The organism is Bradyrhizobium sp. Leo78 (genome assembly GCF_059512425.1).
The window spans coordinates 95,806-114,334 of record NZ_JCAMOT010000018.1 but is presented as its reverse complement, the minus strand read 5'-3'; the positions used below and the strand labels follow the sequence as shown (position 1 = coordinate 114,334).

Sequence of the window (18,529 nt, the reverse complement as noted above, 5' to 3'; positions counted from 1 at the left end):
GTGAAGCAGAGCTCGGACGCAAAGCGCCGCGAGAACGTAGACTCATATCCCGACGTTGCTTGACATTTGAGTCAGACCTCACCCCGTCATTGCGAGCGCAGCGAAGCAATCCATGACTCCACTTGCGGCGCTATGGATTGTTTCGCTGCGCTCGCAATGACAACGTCGTTCTGGCGAAAGCGGGGACGAAGCCGGAGTGAGAGCCGGCGGGATAGGGCCTGACGCAGCGATCAACTACCGCGGCGTCGGCTGTGCCACGGTCCCCGGCAGCGCACCGACATCACTTTCGGTGCTGCGATCGGCGGCGAGTTCGCCGGCGGAGACGAGCGCGGTATAGGCGACCGAGCAGATGTGCGAATGGATGCGGCGGAGGTCGCGCAGCACGTCGAGGTGCAGGGACGTCGTCTCGATGGTTTCTGGGCGACCTTCGCGCAGGCGTTCGAGGTGCCGCTCGGTGGCGGCGAACTCGGCACTGCGCAGCGCGGCTTTTTCCGCAACCAGCTTGCGCGCCTCGCTGACGTCGCCCGACATGAAGACGCCGAACGCGATCCGGAGCGAGTCCAGCGTGCGCCTGTGGAACGCCTGCAATTCCTCGGTGCCCTCGGGCGAGAACTGCAGCCGGCGCTTGATCTTCTTGGTGGCGAGCTCGCTCAGGTTCTTGTCGATGATGTCGCCGATATGTTCGAGGTTGATCGCAAACGAGATGATCTCCATCGCGCGTTGGCCTTCGCGCTCGTCGAGACTGCCGCGGGTGAGCTTCGTGACATAGAGCTTGATCGCCTCGTCGAGGCTGTCGACGCTGTTGTCCATCCGCGACACCTGGTCGACCAGCACCCGGTCACCCGTCATCATCGCCGCCATCACCTTACGCAGCATCTCTTCGACGATATCGCCCATGCGCAGTGCTTCGCGCGCGGCGTCGGCGAGCGCAAGCGACGGCGTCTCCAGCGCACTCTCGTCGAGATGGCGCGGCCGGGCCGGATCGGTATCCCGGATGCGGCGAGGCAGCAGCATTCTGAGCAGCCGTGCCAGACTGTCGAGCACGCCAATGAAGAGAACCGCTGTCGCGACGTTGAAAGCGATGTGGAACAGCGCAGTCGCCTTGGCGAGATCGGGCTGGAAAGCGGACAGATGCGCGGCGATCGGACCGAGGAACGGGGCGACCACGAGGATGCCGATGACGCGATTGATGAGATTGCCGAGCGGCAACCGGTAACTCGCCGGATCGTCGCGTCGGGCGCCTTCGAACAGCGGATTGATAGCGCTGCCGAGGTTGGCGCCGAGCACCAGCGCGAACGCCGCATAGGGCGTGATGAACTGCGAATAGGCGAGCGACATCACCAGGAGCACGCTGGCGACGCTGGAATGCACCAGCCAGGTGACGACGGCGCCGATGAAGATGCAGAGCACGGGATCGCCGGTGATCGCATTCATGACGACGCGCACGCCGGGCGCATTCTCCGCCGGCGCCAGCGTGTCGAGGAGGATGTGCAGCGCCAGCAGCATCAGTCCGAGCCCGATCGAGACGCGGCCGATATCCTTGATGCGCGAGCGCGGCCCGCTGCGGAACGCGACCAGCCCGATGATGAAGAGGAGCGGGGCGATTGCGGCGATGTTGAACGACAGGATCTGCACGATCAGCGTGGTGCCGACATTGGCACCCAGCATGATTGCCAGCGCCGGAACCAGGCTCACGAGCCCTTCGGATGCAAACGAACTTGTGATCAGGGCGGTGGCGGTCGAGCTCTGAAGCAGGGCGGTGAGGCCGAGGCCCGCGGCGAAAGCGGTGAATCGGTTGTTCAGCGCTTTTGCCAGCAGGATGCGCAGATCCGGCCCGAATGCGCGCAGAATCCCGCTGTGGACCATGTGCAGGCCCCACAGCAGCAGTGCCACGCCACCCATCAGATCGAGGAGAACCATGCTTCCCATGCTCGTCAGTTTCCTGGAAGTCCGGACAAAGGGTCAGGCTATCGCCAAACGACGGCGGATCAACCCATTTGTTCCCAAGGAATGGACGCGGGCGTTCATCTGTGCCAGCGCCCCGTTTGCCCGAGATTACGTCATTTCGAGGAGAAGGCCCGCAGAGCCGGTAAATGGAATCTGAAGCCGACAGTTCAACTGCGAGCAGTCCCGCTAGCCGGATTCCAACGATTTCTCGCTACAGCAGAAGAACAAACGCGCTAATCAATGAGCAGGGGCCGGGGTCGACATGTTCGTCAATCGACGTAAGAGCGAGCGTCGTCTGTGCAGGAGTCTCGCCAAGATCCAGTTCGGCACCGGCACCCTGCCGCGGGACTGCATGATCACTGATATCTCCGATGGCGGCGTCAAGGTGATCGCCGAATATGCGGAAATTCCCTCTGAGTTCACCATCATCCTGTCGAACGGCAGCCCGCGCCAATGCCGTCTCGCCTGGCGGATCGGCTGCGAGTTCGGCGCACAGTTCGTCGATTAGACTGCAAGTTGTGCCGCTGTCGATGATGCATGTCGTCGGTAGCAACAAAGGCGCGAAGATGGTTCGATATCGGGTCGAACATCCTGTGTAGCGCGCCTCCTTAACCCGGATTTAGGGTTAAGCTGCGAAGCATTCTGGGCAATCGCCGACCGTGGTCAGGGTACATGTCCCAGAAGTTGCTTCACCGATCTTCCGCCGCAAGGCTCCTCGTCGGCGCGGCAGCATCGGCGGCCCTGGTGCTGGCGCTTAGCGGCTGCCAGACCTCCCTCCCTTCCGACATCACGGGATCGCTCGGCGACACGGCCGAGGACAGCCGGCCAAGCGCCGACCCGCGGCGCGACCTTCAGAGCTATCACGAGCGCTTCAAGGCCAATCCGAAGGACGCTGCCGCAGCCTTGCAATACGCCAAGGCGCTGCGCGCCACCGGGCAGCGCGCGCAGGCGGTCGCGATCCTCGAGCAGGCCTCGATGGCGCAGCCGAACAACAAGGCGCTGCTCGCCGGCTATGGGCGCGCGCTCGCCGACAACGGCAATTTCCAGCAGGCCTTCGACGTGCTCGGCCGCGCCCACAGCCCGGATGATCCGGATTGGCGGATCCTGTCCGCGCAGGGAGCCGCGCTCGATCAGCTCGACCGCCACGACGAGGCGCGGCAATACTATGCGAGCGCGCTCAAGATCGCACCCGACGAGCCGTCGGTGCTGTCCAATCTCGGGCTGTCCTACGTGCTGTCGAAGGAATTGCCGCTGGCCGAGGAGACGCTGCGCAAAGCCCGCACCCGCGCGCCGAACGATCAGCGGATCAAGGCCAATTTGGCGCTCGCAGTCGGCCTGCAGGGCCGCGCCGGCGAGGCGGAGAGCATCGTGAAGGCGGATGTGCCGCCGGAGGAAGCCGTCGCCAATGTCGCCGCATTGAAGCGTGTGCTGGCCCGCAAGGAAGGACCGCGGGGAGGTACCGAGAAGATCCCAGTTGCTGCGGTCGGCAGCTCCGATTGACGCGCGGTGCCTACTAGGCTGAGGCGCCTTTCGATCGGGTGCCGACCGCGCGCAATTTCTTCATGATCGGTGACAACAGCGAATTGCGCTGGGCCCTTGTGTCGGCGCGCCCGGTCATCCGCTGCGCGATCTGCAGGAACGTCTTGGTGATGCGATGATTGGAGGCGATCTCCGCGATCATCTGGCCGTTATTGGCGGCGGTGCCGAACAGTTTCGAATCGAAAGGAATGGTGGCGATCGGCTGGCTGTCGATGGTTTTGGCGAAGGCACGCACCTCGATCTCCGGCCGCTTGGTCATGCCGACCTGGTTGAGGCAGTAGAGCGGAGGACGGTCGTTGGGCCGCGCCGCCTTCAGCGTGTTCATCATATTCTTGGTGTTGCGCATGTTGGCGAGATCGGGCTCGGCGACGATCAGGATGTCGTCGGCGCCGATCAGGGCGCGGCGGGTCCAGGCGGTCCATTGGTGGGGCACGTCGAGCACGATGCAGGGCGTCGTCATGCGCAAGGTGTCGAAGATGGCATCGAACGCGTCGGCGCCGAAGTCATACACTTGATCCAGCGTCACCGGCGCCGCCAGCAGGCTGAGATGGTCGGTGCATTTGGCAAGCAGGCGTTCCATCAGCGCGCTGTCCGGGCGCTCCGGCTGGAACACCGCATTGGCGATGCCCTGGACCGGGTCCTGGTTGTAATCGAGGCTGGCCGTGCCGAATGCGAGGTCGAGATCGATCACGACCGAATCAAGCCCGACGTCGCGCGCGATCGCCCAGGCGATGTTATGCGCGACCGTGGACGCGCCGACGCCGCCCTTGGCGCCGCAGACCGCGATCATCCTGCCGACAGTGATTGCCTCGGACGCCGAGAACAGGCCGCAGATCGAGCGCACCACGTCGAGCACCTCGACCGGGCCGACCACATAGTCGTTGACGCCGCGGCGCACCAGTTCGCGATAGGGCGCCTTGTCGTCGGCCCTGCCGATCACGACGACGCGGGTGCCGGCGTCACAGACGGCTGCGAGCTCGTCGAGGCCGGCGAGGAAGTCGCTGCCGCTCTCGGTCTCGAGCACGATGACGTTCGGGGTCGGTGCCGTATGATAGGCGTCGATCGCCGCGGCGATGCCGCCCATATGCACCGAGAGATGCGCCTTAGCGAGACGGCGGTCCTCGCTCGCGGCCTTCACGGTTGTCGCGGTTGCCACCGTCGCGCAGAACGCCTGCACCGACACGCGCGGGGCAGGAGCGATATAGTCGTCGGCATGCGGCGCGGCGTCGGTCTCGTTATCAGGATGTTGTGCGCGGCTGATCATTTGCCTGTGTCGCTGAGCTTGGCCTTGTCGGCTTCGGGGTAGCTGGTGGTGGTCGAAACACCCTTGCGGTACCTCTCGAACGCCACGTCACGCCGCGGCGAGTAGGCCGGCGTCTCGACGCGGGGCTGCTCGAGGTCGGCGGGATTGTCGATCATCGCCGCCAGGTTGCGCTGGCTCGCGCAACCCAGATTGTAGTACGGCCTGTTCTGGTTGTAGCCGAAATCGTCGATCGAGGGGCCGAGATCCTCCGGCCACAACCCGCAAGGACCCGCGACGGCGGCGATCTTCGGATAGCTCAGGCGGATCGTCGCCAGCGTGCGCGGATCGTCGGGATGGTAATTGCGCAGCGTGATGGCGCGCGCGGGCACGCCGCCGGCCGTGAGCAGCGAGCGGATTTCCTGGTAGGTCGCGCCGGCCGCCCGCGCGTTCTGCGTATCGACCGGCACCTCGGCGATGATCGCGCCGGTGCCTTCGCGGGTCCAGGTTCGCGCCAGTCCCATCACATCGGCGCGCTGCGGGGCGGTGAGGCCGGGCCGGCCGTGTCGGACAAAGATGACCATCGAGCGATCGGCTTCGGTGACGGCAATCGGATGCCGCAAACGGTAGTCGGTGGGAACGCTCGCGGTCGTGAGCTCGTCGCCGCCGCTGCGGCAGGCGGCAAGCGCAACCGACACACCGACAAGGGCGCCCAGCCGGTACAAGGTGCGATGGTGATCTGCTCTGCGCGTCATCGTTGCGCCCCCAAGCTCAGTCAATGATGAAGCCGAAATTGGCGGGATAGGCTCCGACCGGCTCGGCGCGGGCCGCCACGCCGTAGATGCGGTTGATGCGGGCGAGCAGCGTCGATTGCGAGTCGGCGGCAGGCGCGAACCCGTCATCGGGCCGCGACAATTCCTTCTGGGCCACCGCACGCACGACATAGGGCGTGACCAGCACCATCAGCTCGGTCTCGTTGTTGACGAAGTCCTGGCTCCTGAACAGCGCGCCGAGGATCGGCAACTGGTCGACGCCGGGCATGCCGTTGATGGCCTGCTTGGTCTTCTGCTGGATCAGGCCGGCCATCGCCATCGAGCCGCCGGAGGGAATCTCCAGCGTGGTCTCTGCGCGGCGGGTGGTGATCGAAGGAATGGTCAGCGACGCGCCGCCCTGGTTCAGCGTGATGGCGTTGTCGGTGGAGAGCTCGGACACTTCCGTCATGACGCGCAGGCTGATCCGGCCCTCGGTCAGCACCACCGGGGTGAAGTTGAGGGAGATGCCGAACTTCTTGAACTGGATCTGGGTCGTGCAGACATGCGTGACCGGATCGCAGGAATAGCCGGCGGGGATCGGAAATTCGCCGCCGGCGATGAAGGTCGCCGATTCCCCGGAGATCGCGGTCAGGTTGGGCTCGGCCAGCGTCCGCGCCACACCCGCGCTTTCCATCGCACGCAAGGTGGCGGTGACGGTCGGGAGGCCCTTGGCGACCGCCGAGACGGCGGCGCCATTGTCCGCCACCAGCGGGCGGCCAAAGGCCGTGAACGGGGTGGAGTTGTTGAAGTTCACGATCGCCGTGCCGTAGTTCATGTTGGCCGAAAGATCGACGCCCATCTGCTTGACGATGTCGCGCCGCACTTCGGAAACATTGACTTTCAGCATCACCTGGTCGCGGCCGCGCACCGTGATGGAGTTGACGACCTTGTCGGCGCCGCCGACCAGCCGCGCCGCGAGGTCGCCGGCCTGCTGGGCCTCGATCGGAGACGACACCGAGCCGGTCAGGATCACGCCGTCGCCGACCCCTTCGATCTGGATGCCCGGCAGCGTCTGCTTCAGCGCGGCGCGCACGCCGTTGAGATCGCGCTTCACCGCGATGTCATAGGCGGCGACCTGCTGGCCGTCGGCATCGAAGAACACGACGTTGGTCTGCCCGACCGCCGCGCCGATGATGTAGGCACGCTGCGCGGAGCGAACGACTGCGTTGGCGATCTTGGGATCGGCAACCAGCACGTCCTTCACGTCGCGCGACAGGTCAATGATCACCGATTTGCCGACGCCGAGCGCCAGGAATCGGGTCTTGGCCGGCGAACCCGCAACCGGTTGCGCGCCTTCGGTCTCGGGATCGGCGGCAATGACCGGCGAGAGAGTCAGTGCGGCCGCGGCCGAAAGCAAGAGGATGCGGACCAGCGAAGACCGCACCGCAAATCTGGTTCGACCGCATTTCATGGCAGGCGTCCTTCTCACTTCTGTGTCGTTGTCGAGCTCGGGACGCCGTAGCGAACCACGTTGATGCTCTGGCCCCGCTTCGGGGGCTGATCTTGTGAGGCGTTGTCGGCCACGTTGACGTCGGCGATGCTGCGCAACGCGAGCGACAGGACGCCGGATTGGCGCGACCGCGCCAGCGTCTCGGTCTGCTCGGGCTTCAATTCAAGCGTGACGGTCTTGCCGAGCAGGGAATTGGCACCGTCTTTTTCTTTCGGCGCCTGGTCGATGGCGAGCACGCGGATATTGCTCAGGATGATCTCCGAACGGACGAGATCCGCGCTGTGCTGGTCCGGGTTCTTCTCGCGCCTGCTGAGGATGACGTCGACGCGGTCGTTCGGCAGGATGAAGCCGCCGGCAGCAGTCTCTGCCGAGATTTCCGTCGAGACGGCGCGGCTGCCTGAGGGCAGGATTGCCGCCATGAAGCCCGATCCGTCCGCCTTGACGAGCTTCTGCTCCCGGATCGGCTCGCCGGCGATGAGCGGCGCGCGCGCGATCGAGCCGATCACGTCCTTGATGGCATCTGGCCTGTTGTTACGGTGGATGAAATTGTTGCTTGCGGTCGCAGCCGGCCAGGCCTGCCATTGCAGGTTCTCCTGCTTGACCGACTGGCCGAGGCCGATGTCGGACTGCGCGACCAGAACTTCGACGGTCGCCAGTTGCTGCGCGACCGGACCAGGCTTGGTCTCGAACTGGGGAACCAAATAGACCACGCCACCGCCAGCACCAAGCGCGATGGTCAGTACGACGATCTGTGCGGTCTTCATACGCTTGACTGCTTACGCTTACCCCAGACTGCCAACGCACCACGGCGATGGCAGCCCAACCCGGGAGCATGACTAAGGCAGCAAAGGTGTAAGGGAACTTGATGAGCGGGATGATTTGCCTGACGAGGATTTGGAGTTCTTCGTCATGGTGAACGCGTGGTTATTTGGCCGCGCCGAAAGCCCGCAAAATACCGGTACTTGCGCGCTTACATCGCCGCTTTGAGCGCCGCAAAGCCACGATCGAGATCGGCCTTGAGGTCGTCGATGCTCTCGAGGCCGATATGGAGCCGCAGCGTCGGGCCGCCCGGCGCCCATTTGGTCGCCGTGCGATAGTCGCTGCAGTCGAAGGGGATGACCAGGCTTTCGAACCCGCCCCAGGAATAGCCCATGCCGAACAGCTTGACGGTGTCGAGCAGGGCGTCGACTGCTTTCTGTGGGGCCGGCTTCAGCACGATGCTGAACAGCCCGGAAGCGCCGCTGAAATCGCGCTTCCAGATCGCGTGGCCGGGATCGGCTTCGATCGCAGGGTGCAGCACCCGCGCCACTTCCGGACGTGCCTGCAGCCAGCGCGCTATCTCCAGCCCCGAACGGTAATGCTGCGCCAGCCGGATCGAGAGCGTGCGGAGGCCGCGCAGCGCCAGATAGACGTCATCGGGCCCGGCGCAGACGCCGAGCAGGCGGATGCCCTCGGCGAGCAGTGGCCACGCCTGGGTATTCGCCGAAATGGTGCCGAACATGATGTCGGAGTGGCCGCCGATATATTTGGTTGCGGCCTGGATGCTGATGTCGACGCCTTGCTCCAGCGAGCGGTGATAGAGCGGCGTTGCCCAGGTGTTGTCGTCGATCACGAGCGCGCCCCGCGCATGCGTGACGGCAGCGATGGCAGGAATGTCAGGCATCTCGAAGGATTGCGAGCCGGGCGCTTCGACCAGCACCGCGCGGGTGTTCGGCTTGAACAGCGCTTCGATGCCGGCACCGATCAGCGGATCGAAATAGGTGGTCTCCACCCCGTAGCGCGCCAGCATGCCGTTGCAGAAATTGCGCGAGGGGCGATAGACGTTGTCGCAGACCAGGAGATGGTCGCCAGCCTTGAGCACCGACAATAGTGCCGTGCTGATCGCCGCGAGGCCAGACGGCGCCAGTCCGACGCCGGCGCATTGCGGCCCCTCCAGCCCCATCAGCACGTCCTGCAGCGCCCGCGTCGTCGGCGTGCCGTGGCGGCCATACTGATACTCACCGCGATGGGCATGGAGGTCGTCCGCGGTCGGATAGAGCACGGTGGAACCGTGGACAACCGGCGGATTGACGAAGCCCTTCTGGGCCTCGGTGTCCCGGCCCGCGGTCACCAGGCGGGTTTCGGGCTGTTGTGGGGGGACCGGTCCGTCGTTGGAAAAGCTCATGCGCTCGCCGTTAAAGACTTTTTGCCGCAGCAGCCATGACGCGTCGGAAGAAGCGGGCCCGGGCCGGGTTTTTAATAACAGGACAGGGAAGAGCTACGTCAACCCCTTGACCCGGCTCGCCAGTCACTATGTGATGCCCCCAACTTCTAGTCGCCGCACGTTGAGGGGCCTGCCGCGACCTTCGATCCAACGCTTGGCTGATTGGCACGCAAGATGCAGGCCAGATCGGCGATTCGCTGGGGATCATCGGTCGGTCCGTTAACGTTTGAGGCGACCGCACGCAAACCTTCCCGGACGACCCCTTTGAAAGGCCCTGCCATGAAACGCGTATCGCTGGTTCTCACTCTTGCCCTTGCCGCCGGCCTCTCGGCGCAGGGCGCTTCGGCGCAAACTCTTAAGACGGTCAAGGACCGGGGCATGCTGTCCTGCGGGGTCAGCCAGGGCCTGCCCGGATTCTCGTCCCCCGACGACAAGGGGAACTGGACCGGACTTGATGTGGATGTCTGCCGCGCAATCGCGGCGGCGATCTTCAACGATGGCACCAAGGTCAAGTTCGTGCCGCTGTCGGCGAAAGACCGCTTTACCGCGCTGCAGTCCGGCGAGATCGACGTGCTCTCGCGCAACACCACCTGGACGCTGTCGCGCGATACCTCGCTCGGCGCCAACTTCACCGGCGTGACCTATTATGACGGGCAGGGCTTCCTGGTGAAGAAGTCGCTGAAGGTCAATTCAGCGCTGGAGTTGAACAGCGCCTCGGTTTGCGTGCAGACCGGGACCACGACTGAGCAGAACCTCGCCGACTACTTCAAGGGCAACAACATGAAGTATGAGGTGATCGCGTTCGCCTCAGCCGACGAGACGGTGAAGGCCTATGAATCCGGCCGCTGTGACGTCTTCACGTCCGACGTCTCCCAGCTTTATGCCGAGCGCCTGAAACTCGCCAATCCCGCCGACCACGTCGTGCTGCCTGAGGTGATCTCCAAGGAGCCGCTCGGCCCGATGGTCCGCCACGGCGACGACCAGTGGTTCGACATCGTGAAATGGACGCTGTTTGCGATGGTCGATGCCGAGGAGCTCGGCGTCACCCAGAAGAACGTCGACGAGATGGCGAAATCCGACAAGCCGGAGCTGAAGCGCGCTTTCGGCACCGACGGCAATCTCGGCGAACAGCTCGGCCTGACCAAGGACTGGTTCGCACGGATCGTGAAGGCGACCGGCAATTACGGCGAGGCGTTCGATCGCAACGTCGGCGCAGGCTCGAAGCTCGGCATCGCCCGCGGCCTCAACAACCTCTGGAATAAGGGCGGTATCCAGTACGCGCCGCCGATCCGCTGATCCGACAGGCGTGCGGCGATGGCCATCGAGCCCCGGAAACCACCGTCGCAGTTTGTGCTCAAGCTGCAACGTGCGCTTGGCGGCCGCGCAGGGTGGGGAGGATTCGTCCTCCAGCTCCTGTTCGTCGCCGTGCTCGCCTGGATCTCCTATGAGATCGTGGCCAATGCCCGCGCCAACCTGCAGGCGCAGCGGATCACCGCGGGCTTTGGCTTCCTGCAGAACACCGCCGGCTTTGACGTCAGCCAGAACCTGATCCCGTATACGGGCTCGGACACTTATACGCGTGTCTTCTTCGTCGGACTGCTCAATACGCTGCTGGTCTCGGTGATCGGCATCTTCTTCGCCACCGTGATCGGCTTCATGGTGGCGCTCGGGCGGCTGTCGCCGAACTGGCTATTGTCGCGGATTTCCGGCGCCTATGTCGAACTGGTGCGCAATCTGCCGATCTTGTTCCAGATCCTGTTTTGGTATCTGGCGGTGCTCGCGGCCCTGCCCAGTCCGCGGCAGAGCATCTCCGTGTTCGGGATGTTCTTCCTCAACAACCGCGGCCTGGTGATTCCGAGGCCGATCGGCAATCCCGGCTTCGAGCCGTTTGTCGTCGCGGTCTTGGTTGCGATCGTGGCGGCGCTGGTGCTTTGGCGCTACGCGCGGCGGCAGCTCTACCAGTATGGCAGGATGATCACGATCTGGCCCTACCTGCTCGGCCTCCTGATCGGGCTGCCGCTGGTGACGTCGCTGATCTTCGGCGCGCCGGTGACCTTCGAGATGCCGGTGCTGAGGGGCTTCAATTTCGCCGGCGGCGCGCGCCTGATTCCGGAGTTCGTGGCGCTGACGCTCGCGCTGTCGACCTACACCGCCGCTTTCATCGCCGAGATCGTGCGCGCCGGCATCCTGTCCGTGCACAAGGGGCAGATGGAGGCCGGCTCCTCCCTCGGGCTGCACCGCGGAGAGGTGCTGCGGCTGATCGTAATCCCGCAGGCGATGCGCGTGATCCTGCCGCCGCTCACCAACCAGTATCTCAACCTCACCAAGAACTCCTCGCTCGCGGTCGCGATCGGCTATCCCGACCTGGTGTCGGTGTTCGCCGGAACGACGCTCAGCCAGACCGGCCAGGCGATCGAGATCATCGGCATCACCATGGGCGTCTATCTCCTGATCTCGCTGGTGACGAGCGCGATCATGAGCTTCTATGGCTGGCGGATCAGTCGGAGCATGGGCTGATGAGCGATATCGTCGTTTCCAATTTCGTCCGCGAGGAGCTCGTTCCGGAGCGGCCGGCGCCGGTGAGGACCACGGGTCTCGTGGGCTTCCTGCGCACCCGGCTGTTCAATTCGCCGACCAACATCCTGATCACGATCGTCAGCGTGCTCCTGCTGTGGTTCGTGCTCGTCCCTACGGTCAAATTCTTGTTTGTGGACGCCGTCTGGACCGGCAAGGACCGCGCCGCGTGCCTGGCCGAGAATGCCGGGCATCCGGTCGGCGCCTGCTGGCCGTTCATCCAGGCCAAGCTCAGCCAGTTCATCTATGGATTCTATCCGGAGCCGGAGCGCTGGCGGGTCAACCTGACGTTCTTCCTGGCGGCTGTGCTCCTGCTGCCGCTGTTGATTCCTCGGCTCCCGGCCAAGGGCATCAATGCCAGCCTGTTCTTCCTGGCTTTTCCGGTGGTGGCGTTCTTCCTGCTGCGTGGCGGCGGGCTCGATGGTTTTGCCGTGAGCTGGGTCACGTCGCTATTGTCGGGCTTCAACGACAGCATCGGCGACGGCGGGCGTAAGCTCGCGGCAGCCGGCGAAGCCTCCGCCGTGATTGGGCCGGTGCTTTGGGGACTCGGAAAGCTGATCGTTCTGATCAGCACGGTGATCTCCTGGGTGCTGTTGCCCCTGCAATGGCTGCGCGACCAGATCCAGAGCGGCGGTCAGCCGGTCTGGACTGATTTTGCGCTCACTGCCGCGATCGTCTCGCTGCTGCTGTTCTTCCTCGGCGGCGGCTTCCGCACCGGCTGGCGGCCGCTGGCCGTCAGTCTCGCGACCTTCGCCGGTATTGGTCTGGTGATAGCCGTCATGAAGCTAGACCGCGGCGGCTTCCCCGTGGTCGACACCAGGCTATGGGGCGGCTTGCTGGTGACGCTGGTTGTCTCGGTGACGGGCATCGTCACTTCGATGCCGGTCGGCATTGCGCTGGCGCTCGGCCGACGTTCGACCATTCCCTTGATCCGTATCTTCTCGATCGCCTTCATCGAGTTCTGGCGCGGCGTGCCGCTGATCACGGTGCTGTTCTTTGCGACCTACATGCTGCCGCTGTTCGTGCCGACCGGCTTCACCATCGACGGTCTGGTGCGCGCGCTGATCGGCATTGCGCTGTTCGCCGGCGCCTATCAGGCCGAGGTCATCAGGGGTGGGCTGCAGGCGATCCCGCGCGGGCAGGGGGAGGCGGCAAGCGCGCTCGGCCTGTCCTGGTGGAAGACGACGGCGCTGATCGTCCTGCCGCAGGCGCTGCGCCACGTCATTCCCGGCCTCGTCAACAGCTTCATCGCGCTGTTCAAGGACACCTCGCTGGTGTCGATCGTCGCGCTGTTCGACCTGCTCGGCCAGTTGCGCGCTTCCTTCAGCGATCCCACCTGGGCGACGCCGACCACGGCTTTCACCGGCTTTGCCTTCACCGGGCTGATCTATTTCGTCTTCTGTTTCGGCATGTCGCGCTATTCTCTGTTCGTCGAGAACAGGCTGAACGCGCACCGGCGCAACTGAGTGAATTCGCCATGAGTTCGAATCCGATCGTCAGCATCAAGGACCTCAACAAGTGGTACGGCGAGTTCCACGTGCTGCGCGACATCAATCTCGAAGTCGCCCGCGGCGAGCGCATCGTGATCTGCGGCCCTTCGGGCTCCGGCAAGTCGACGCTGATCCGCTGCATCAACGCGTTGGAGGAGTTTCAGGAAGGCGAGATCATCGTCGATGGCATCGAGCTTGGCCCGAACTTGCGGCGCGTCGACGAGGTCCGGCGCGAGGTCGGCATGGTGTTCCAGAGCTTCAACCTGTTCCCGCATCTGACGGTGCTCGAAAACTGCACGCTGGCGCCGATCTGGGTACGCAACATCCCGAAGAAGGACGCGGAGGCCTCCGCGATGAAGTTTCTGGAGCGGGTGAAAATCCCGCATCAGGCCAGCAAATATCCGGGCCAGATGTCCGGCGGCCAGCAGCAGCGCGTCGCGATCGCGCGTGCGCTCACGATGAATCCGAAGGTCATGCTGTTCGACGAGCCGACCTCGGCGCTCGATCCGGAAATGGTGAAGGAAGTCCTGGACACCATGGTCGACCTCGCCAAGGAAGGCATGACCATGCTGGTCGTCACCCACGAGATGGGATTTGCCCGCGAGGTCGCCGACCGCGTCATCTTCATGGACGCCGGCCAGATCATCGAGTCGAACACGCCGAAGGAATTCTTCGCTCATCCGCAGCACGCGCGGACGAAGCTGTTCCTCAGTCAGATTTTACGGTGACTGTCTCCCTCATGGTGAGGAGCGCGCGATAGCGCGCGTCTCGAACCATAGAGCCCGTGGCCCATCCTTCGAGACGCGGCCTTGCGGCCACTCCTCAAGATGAGGTTCGCGAGTGTTGCCAAATCTTAGACAAACGGCACGTCGATCTTGGTGCGCTTCTCGAGCCATGCAGGCACCGGCAGGTTCTTCGAGCGCATGAAATCCGGATTGAAGAGCTTGGACTGATAGCGGTTGCCGGAGTCGGCGAGAATCGTGACGATCGTCTTGCCGGGCCCGAGCTGCTTTGCCAGGTGGATCGCGCCGGCGATGTTGATGCCGGTCGAACCGCCGAGGCAGAGGCCCTCATGCTCCAGGAGTTCGTAAATCACGGTGACCGCTTCTTCGTCGGAAATCAGGAAGGCGTCATCGACCTTGGCGGTCTCGATGATGGACGTGACGCGGCCAAGACCGATGCCCTCGGTGATCGAGTCGCCCAGCGTCGATTTGGCTTCGCCATGCTTGAACAGTTCGTACATCGCAAAGCCGTGCGGATCGGCGCAGGCAGTGACGATGGCGTTGTTCTTTTCCTTCAAATAGCGGCTGGTGCCGGCGAGCGTGCCACCGGTACCGACCGAGCAGATGAAACCGTCGACCTTGCCGCCGGTCTGCTGCCAGATCTCCGGGCCGGTCGAGTCGTAGTGCGCCTTGGCATTGTCGAGGTTGTTCCACTGGTCGGCGAACAACACGCCGTTCGGCTCGGTCTTGCGAAGTTCGTCAGCCAGCCGTTTGCCGACATGCTGATAGTTGTTCGGATTGGAGTAGGGCAGCTGCGGCACCTCGATCAATTCGGCACCGCATAGCCGCAGCATGTCCTTCTTTTCTCGGCTCTGGGTTTCCGGGATCAGGATCAGGGTCCGGTAGCCGCGGGCGCTGGCGACAACCGCAAGCCCGATGCCGGTATTGCCGGCGGTCGATTCCACCACCAGCCCGCCCGGCTTGAGCGCGCCACGTTTCTCGGCTTCCAGGATCATCCATTTGCCGGCGCGGTCTTTCACCGACTGGCCTGGGTTCATGAACTCGGCCTTGCCCAGGATGGTGCATCCGGTCAGCTCGGAGGCACGCTTCAGCTTGATGAGCGGCGTATTGCCGATGGCTTCGACGACGTCGTTGTTGATTGTCATGTCGGGGGTATTCTTTGCCGGTTATTTCGCTCCCGACTGACCCTAGTGCGGGGGCGGCAAAAGGGAAAGGCCCTTGCGCCGCGGTGCGCGACGGCCCGAATCGACCCACCGGTCCGCGGCAATCTGCCTCGCGACTCTCGGTCCGCGAAATGGGCCGCCGGATGGCGTCGGAGCATTGGGGATTTGGGGCAACAGGCGCCCGGAAATCCCCATGAAATCTTCGTAAGATTCCGGCAGCTTCCGGTGCCGACGAAATTGAAGTAAGGCCCGTAACATAAGGACAACTTGCTATTCGGCGGTTCCCTGGTTGAACTTGACCGGAGTGTCTCGTCGGGTTGGCAGGACTGTCCGCTTGCCATGCCCTCGGAGTAGTATGACGGCGCGGTTCCATTGGAAGCATCACTCCGTGAACGTTCGACAGACCATCCCCCAACGCGTTGCGAACTCATCGCGACTTGATTCGGCGCGCGGAGGAGAACGGAGGTGACCCAACGCATCCGGGGGGCTGCTGTCAGCGCACGGCGGCGCGCGCCTGTGCCAAGCCTGCGAGGCGTGTTGCGCATGTTTGCGGGTTTTGTGATTGCCGCGAGTTCGGCCGGCTGCATCCTGACCAAGGATATTCCCGATGCCGCGCTGGATATTCCCGGCGGCTACAAGGCGGCGCGGCCGGCAAAGGCCTCCGACGCGCCGCCGACGCTCGACTGGTGGCGCGGCTTTCGCTCGACGGAACTAACGACGCTGATGGAAGAAGCCCAGCGGGTCAATCTGGACATTGCGGCGGCAGTGGCGCGTTTCAAGCAAGCGGACGCGCAGGCGCGGATTGCCGGCGCGGCCTTGCTGCCGACGCTCTCCGGCTCTGGGTCCGAGACGTATTCACGTACCTCCGGCTCGAGCGCGAGTGGCCTCAGCATCGGCGGGCGCGAGGTGGTCAATTACAACGCCTCGCTTGCCGCGAGCTATCAGCTCGATTTCTGGGGCCAGAACCGCGATGCCGCGCAAGCGGCCGAAGAGACCGCGGTCGCCAGCCGCTTCGACCGTGAGGTGGTGGCGCTGACCACGCTGACCGCCGTTGCCAACGCCTATTTCCAGGTGCTGACGTCGCAGGATCGAATTCGCACCGCCCAGCGCAACATCGCCAGCGCCGAGCGTGTCCTCAACGCGATCAAGGATCGCTTCAAGGCCGGCACCGGCACCGATCTCGATGTCGCGCAGCAGGAGAGCCTGGTGGCCAATCAGCGCGCGCTGGTGCCGCCGCTCCGGCAGACCCTCGACCAGAACGTCAATGCGCTGGCGACGCTGGTGTCGCGGCCGCCGGAGAGCGTGCGCGTCACCGGCGGCTCGCTCAACAACATCGCCATTCCCCGGGTGACGCCGGGCTTGCCGTCGGCATTGCTGACGCAGCGTCCCGACATCAGGCGACAGGAGGCGCAGCTCGCCGCCGCCACCGCCAATGTCGGCAGCGCCCGCGCGCAGTTCTTTCCGAGCATCCAGTTGACCGGACAAGGCGGCTATCAGAGTTCGGCGCTGTCGGCACTATTCCAGCCGCATGCCGCCTTCTTCAGCCTGGTCGGCGGCGCGACGCAGCCGATCTTCGACGGCGGGCGGATCCTCGGCAATTTCGAGTTGACGCAGGCGCAGCAGGAAGAACTGCTGCAAACCTATCGCAAGACAGTGGTGCAATCCTTTGCCGACGTCGACAACGCGCTGGTGGCGATCCGCGAGACCACGATCCGGCTGAAGCTGCAGCGTGACGTCGTGGCGTCGTCACAGCGGGCATTCCAACTGGCCGAACAGCAGTTGCGGGCTGGAACTGCTGACATCGTAACTGTGCTACAGACTCAACAGACTCTGTTCCAGGCCGAGGACGCGCTGTGGCAGGCGCAACTCGCGCGGCTGCAGGCGATCATCAGCCTGTATCAGGCTTTGGGCGGCGGCTGGGAGCCAAAGGTGGAGAGATCGGTCGATGCTCTTTAAGCCGGAAGCAAAGGACAACGCGAAGGCTGCGGAGGTGAAGAAGCAGGGCCTGTTGCCGCGCCTGCTCAAGCGGATGGTATCGCTGATCATTGCCGCCGTGATCCTCGGCGGCCTCAGCTATATCGGCTGGCTCGCCTGGCAGCCGAAGAGCGGCGGCCACAACCCCAACGCCCGGCCGGACCTGCCGGTGCCGGTGCTGGCGGCCATGCCGCGCGTGCAGGACGTGCCGGTCTATCTGGACGGCGTCGGCTCGGTGCGTGCGTTAAATACCGTTACGGTTCGCTCGCAGGTCGACGGCAAGCTGATCAAGGTGAACTTTGTCGAGGGGCAGGACGTCAAGAAGGACGACGTGCTCGCCGAAATCGATCCCGCGATCTATCAGGCCCAGTACGATCAGGCCGTCGCCAAGAAGGCGCAGGATGAGGCGCTGCTCGCCAATCAGCGGCTCGACCTCGCCCGCTACCAGCAGCTCGCCCAAACCAACGCGGGTTCGAAGCAGCAAGCTGATACCCAGAAGGCGGGGGTTGCGCAGCAGGAAGCGCTGGTGAAGGCCGATCAGGCCGCGATCGACAACGCGGCGGCGACGCTGAGCTACACCAAGGTCATTGCGCCAATCTCAGGGCGCGCGGGCCTCCGCCAGGTCGACCAGGGCAACATCATTCATGCCTCCGACACCACCGGCCTCGTTGTGCTCACCCAGTTGCAGCCGATCGCGGTGTGGTTCAGCCTGCCGCAGCAGCAGATCGTGCGGGTGAATGCCGCCGCCGGCCAGGGCACGCTCGCGGTCGACGTGTTCGGCAATGACGGCGTGACCGTGATCGATACCGGCAAACTGACCGGCATCGACAATCAGGTCGACCCGACCACCGGTACGCTGAAACTGAAGGCGGAATTTCCCAACGGCAATTTCCAGCTCTGGCCCGGCCAATTCGTCAATGTGCGGCTGAAAGTCGAGACGCTGCCGAATGCGATCGTGGTGCCGACCTCGGCCGTGCAGCGCGGGCCAGCCGGAACCTTCAGCTATGTGATAGGCGAGGACAATATCGCCACTGCGAAACCAGTGACGGTCATTCAGCAGAACGAGCATGACGCCGTTATCGGCAAGGGGATCACGGCCTCCGACCGCGTCGTCACCACGGGATTTGCCAATCTCGCCGATGGATCGAAAGTCATCATCGGCAAGGACGATGCCGCGCCGACCGCCGATCTCGCGCCGCGCAAGCGCAGCCGCAGCCCGGATGCCAAGAACGGCCAGGCCAAGGATGGTCAGGCCAAGGATGGTCAAGCGAAGGACGGCGAGCATCGTTCGCGGCGCGAGCGCACGCAGGGCGAAGGCGATCAGAAGAGCTCGAGCGGGGCAGCAACGGGGGGTGAAACGTCAGGCGGCGCAGCGAAGTCGCAGCCGTGACGCG

General features: G+C 64.3%; 15 protein-coding genes. 8 read left to right on the top strand and 7 right to left on the bottom strand.

Features of this window, described 5'->3' with window-relative positions; translation table 11 throughout:
- Window positions 1-234: 234 nt before the first annotated feature.
- Window positions 235-1,929: a Na/Pi cotransporter family protein gene (locus tag AC5ZG1_RS22660; RefSeq protein ID WP_496134130.1), complete on the bottom strand. Its 1,695-nt coding sequence runs from the start codon at window positions 1,927-1,929 to the stop codon at window positions 235-237.
- 280 nt (window positions 1,930-2,209) lie between these two features.
- Here AC5ZG1_RS22660 and AC5ZG1_RS22655 point away from each other — a divergent pair, with 280 nt between their 5' ends.
- Window positions 2,210-2,455, top strand: a complete 246-nt coding sequence (locus AC5ZG1_RS22655) for a PilZ domain-containing protein (RefSeq protein ID WP_028166833.1) — start codon at window positions 2,210-2,212, stop codon at window positions 2,453-2,455.
- Window positions 2,456-2,619: 164 nt separating this feature from the next.
- Window positions 2,620-3,447: a tetratricopeptide repeat protein gene (locus AC5ZG1_RS22650; RefSeq protein ID WP_456641608.1), complete on the top strand. Its 828-nt coding sequence runs from the start codon at window positions 2,620-2,622 to the stop codon at window positions 3,445-3,447.
- 13 nt (window positions 3,448-3,460) lie between these two features.
- Here the strand turns inward: AC5ZG1_RS22650 and AC5ZG1_RS22645 are convergent, their stop codons facing one another.
- The 5 genes from AC5ZG1_RS22645 to metC all read right to left on the bottom strand — a co-directional run bounded on the left by AC5ZG1_RS22645 (window position 3,461) and on the right by metC (window position 9,152).
- Entirely contained in the window at window positions 3,461-4,750 is a 1,290-nt protein-coding gene (locus AC5ZG1_RS22645; RefSeq protein ID WP_456641609.1) for a CpaE/TadZ family protein, read from the bottom strand.
- Complete coding sequence (locus AC5ZG1_RS22640) at window positions 4,747-5,481, bottom strand: CpaD family pilus assembly protein (protein ID WP_456641610.1); 735 nt, start codon at window positions 5,479-5,481, stop codon at window positions 4,747-4,749. Before AC5ZG1_RS22640 ends, AC5ZG1_RS22645 begins: the two co-directional genes overlap by 4 nt.
- A gap of 16 nt (window positions 5,482-5,497) precedes the next feature.
- Window positions 5,498-6,949, bottom strand: a complete 1,452-nt coding sequence (locus AC5ZG1_RS22635; RefSeq protein WP_456641611.1) for a type II and III secretion system protein family protein — start codon at window positions 6,947-6,949, stop codon at window positions 5,498-5,500.
- A 14-nt stretch (window positions 6,950-6,963) separates the two neighbouring features.
- Window positions 6,964-7,752 carry a Flp pilus assembly protein CpaB gene (cpaB, locus tag AC5ZG1_RS22630; RefSeq protein ID WP_496134129.1) on the bottom strand — a complete coding sequence of 263 codons (789 nt, stop codon included), beginning with the start codon at window positions 7,750-7,752 and terminating at the stop codon, window positions 6,964-6,966.
- Between the two features lie 206 nt (window positions 7,753-7,958).
- Entirely contained in the window at window positions 7,959-9,152 is a 1,194-nt protein-coding gene (metC, locus tag AC5ZG1_RS22625; protein WP_496134128.1) for a cystathionine beta-lyase, read from the bottom strand.
- A 318-nt stretch (window positions 9,153-9,470) separates the two neighbouring features.
- On the opposite strand from metC, the gene AC5ZG1_RS22620 reads away from it, so the two are divergent.
- From AC5ZG1_RS22620 to AC5ZG1_RS22605, 4 genes are read left to right on the top strand one after another with little or no spacing between them, the layout of a single operon-like run.
- On the top strand, window positions 9,471-10,487 hold the full coding sequence (locus AC5ZG1_RS22620; protein ID WP_028166840.1) for an amino acid ABC transporter substrate-binding protein: 1,017 nt from the start codon (window positions 9,471-9,473) through the stop codon (window positions 10,485-10,487).
- Window positions 10,488-10,505: 18 nt separating this feature from the next.
- The gene (locus AC5ZG1_RS22615) at window positions 10,506-11,708 is read left to right on the top strand and encodes an amino acid ABC transporter permease (RefSeq protein WP_496134127.1); all 1,203 of its coding nucleotides are present in this window, start codon (window positions 10,506-10,508) and stop codon (window positions 11,706-11,708) included.
- Entirely contained in the window at window positions 11,708-13,231 is a 1,524-nt protein-coding gene (locus AC5ZG1_RS22610) for an amino acid ABC transporter permease (protein WP_496134126.1), read from the top strand. The genes AC5ZG1_RS22615 and AC5ZG1_RS22610 overlap by 1 nt, the downstream gene beginning before the upstream one ends.
- Window positions 13,232-13,242: 11 nt before the next feature.
- Entirely contained in the window at window positions 13,243-13,983 is a 741-nt protein-coding gene (locus AC5ZG1_RS22605; protein ID WP_028166843.1) for an amino acid ABC transporter ATP-binding protein, read from the top strand.
- Between the two features lie 125 nt (window positions 13,984-14,108).
- Here the strand turns inward: AC5ZG1_RS22605 and AC5ZG1_RS22600 are convergent, their stop codons facing one another.
- Entirely contained in the window at window positions 14,109-15,143 is a 1,035-nt protein-coding gene (locus AC5ZG1_RS22600) for a cysteine synthase A (protein WP_456641615.1), read from the bottom strand.
- A gap of 561 nt (window positions 15,144-15,704) precedes the next feature.
- On the opposite strand from AC5ZG1_RS22600, the gene AC5ZG1_RS22595 reads away from it, so the two are divergent.
- Window positions 15,705-17,117, top strand: coding sequence for an efflux transporter outer membrane subunit (locus tag AC5ZG1_RS22595; protein ID WP_456641686.1), 1,413 nt, complete (start codon window positions 15,705-15,707; stop codon window positions 17,115-17,117).
- Entirely contained in the window at window positions 17,107-18,525 is a 1,419-nt protein-coding gene (locus tag AC5ZG1_RS22590; RefSeq protein ID WP_496134125.1) for an efflux RND transporter periplasmic adaptor subunit, read from the top strand. The genes AC5ZG1_RS22595 and AC5ZG1_RS22590 overlap by 11 nt, the downstream gene beginning before the upstream one ends.
- The last annotated feature ends 4 nt before the right edge of the window (window positions 18,526-18,529 follow it).

What these genes read in the sequence shown, in the direction of transcription:
- metC (WP_496134128.1), bottom strand. Translation starts at nt 9,152, where the DNA reads ATGAGCTTTTCCAACGACGGACCGGTCCCCCCACAACAGCCCGAAACC.
- AC5ZG1_RS22635 (WP_456641611.1), bottom strand. Translation starts at nt 6,949, where the DNA reads ATGAAATGCGGTCGAACCAGATTTGCGGTGCGGTCTTCGCTGGTCCGC.
- AC5ZG1_RS22610 (WP_496134126.1), top strand. Translation starts at nt 11,708, where the DNA reads ATGAGCGATATCGTCGTTTCCAATTTCGTCCGCGAGGAGCTCGTTCCG.
- AC5ZG1_RS22660 (WP_496134130.1), bottom strand. Translation starts at nt 1,929, where the DNA reads ATGGGAAGCATGGTTCTCCTCGATCTGATGGGTGGCGTGGCACTGCTG.
- AC5ZG1_RS22590 (WP_496134125.1), top strand. Translation starts at nt 17,107, where the DNA reads ATGCTCTTTAAGCCGGAAGCAAAGGACAACGCGAAGGCTGCGGAGGTG.
- AC5ZG1_RS22600 (WP_456641615.1), bottom strand. Translation starts at nt 15,143, where the DNA reads ATGACAATCAACAACGACGTCGTCGAAGCCATCGGCAATACGCCGCTC.
- AC5ZG1_RS22655 (WP_028166833.1), top strand. Translation starts at nt 2,210, where the DNA reads ATGTTCGTCAATCGACGTAAGAGCGAGCGTCGTCTGTGCAGGAGTCTC.
- AC5ZG1_RS22615 (WP_496134127.1), top strand. Translation starts at nt 10,506, where the DNA reads ATGGCCATCGAGCCCCGGAAACCACCGTCGCAGTTTGTGCTCAAGCTG.
- AC5ZG1_RS22595 (WP_456641686.1), top strand. Translation starts at nt 15,705, where the DNA reads ATGTTTGCGGGTTTTGTGATTGCCGCGAGTTCGGCCGGCTGCATCCTG.
- AC5ZG1_RS22650 (WP_456641608.1), top strand. Translation starts at nt 2,620, where the DNA reads ATGTCCCAGAAGTTGCTTCACCGATCTTCCGCCGCAAGGCTCCTCGTC.
- AC5ZG1_RS22645 (WP_456641609.1), bottom strand. Translation starts at nt 4,750, where the DNA reads ATGATCAGCCGCGCACAACATCCTGATAACGAGACCGACGCCGCGCCG.
- cpaB (WP_496134129.1), bottom strand. Translation starts at nt 7,752, where the DNA reads ATGAAGACCGCACAGATCGTCGTACTGACCATCGCGCTTGGTGCTGGC.
- AC5ZG1_RS22620 (WP_028166840.1), top strand. Translation starts at nt 9,471, where the DNA reads ATGAAACGCGTATCGCTGGTTCTCACTCTTGCCCTTGCCGCCGGCCTC.
- AC5ZG1_RS22605 (WP_028166843.1), top strand. Translation starts at nt 13,243, where the DNA reads ATGAGTTCGAATCCGATCGTCAGCATCAAGGACCTCAACAAGTGGTAC.
- AC5ZG1_RS22640 (WP_456641610.1), bottom strand. Translation starts at nt 5,481, where the DNA reads ATGACGCGCAGAGCAGATCACCATCGCACCTTGTACCGGCTGGGCGCC.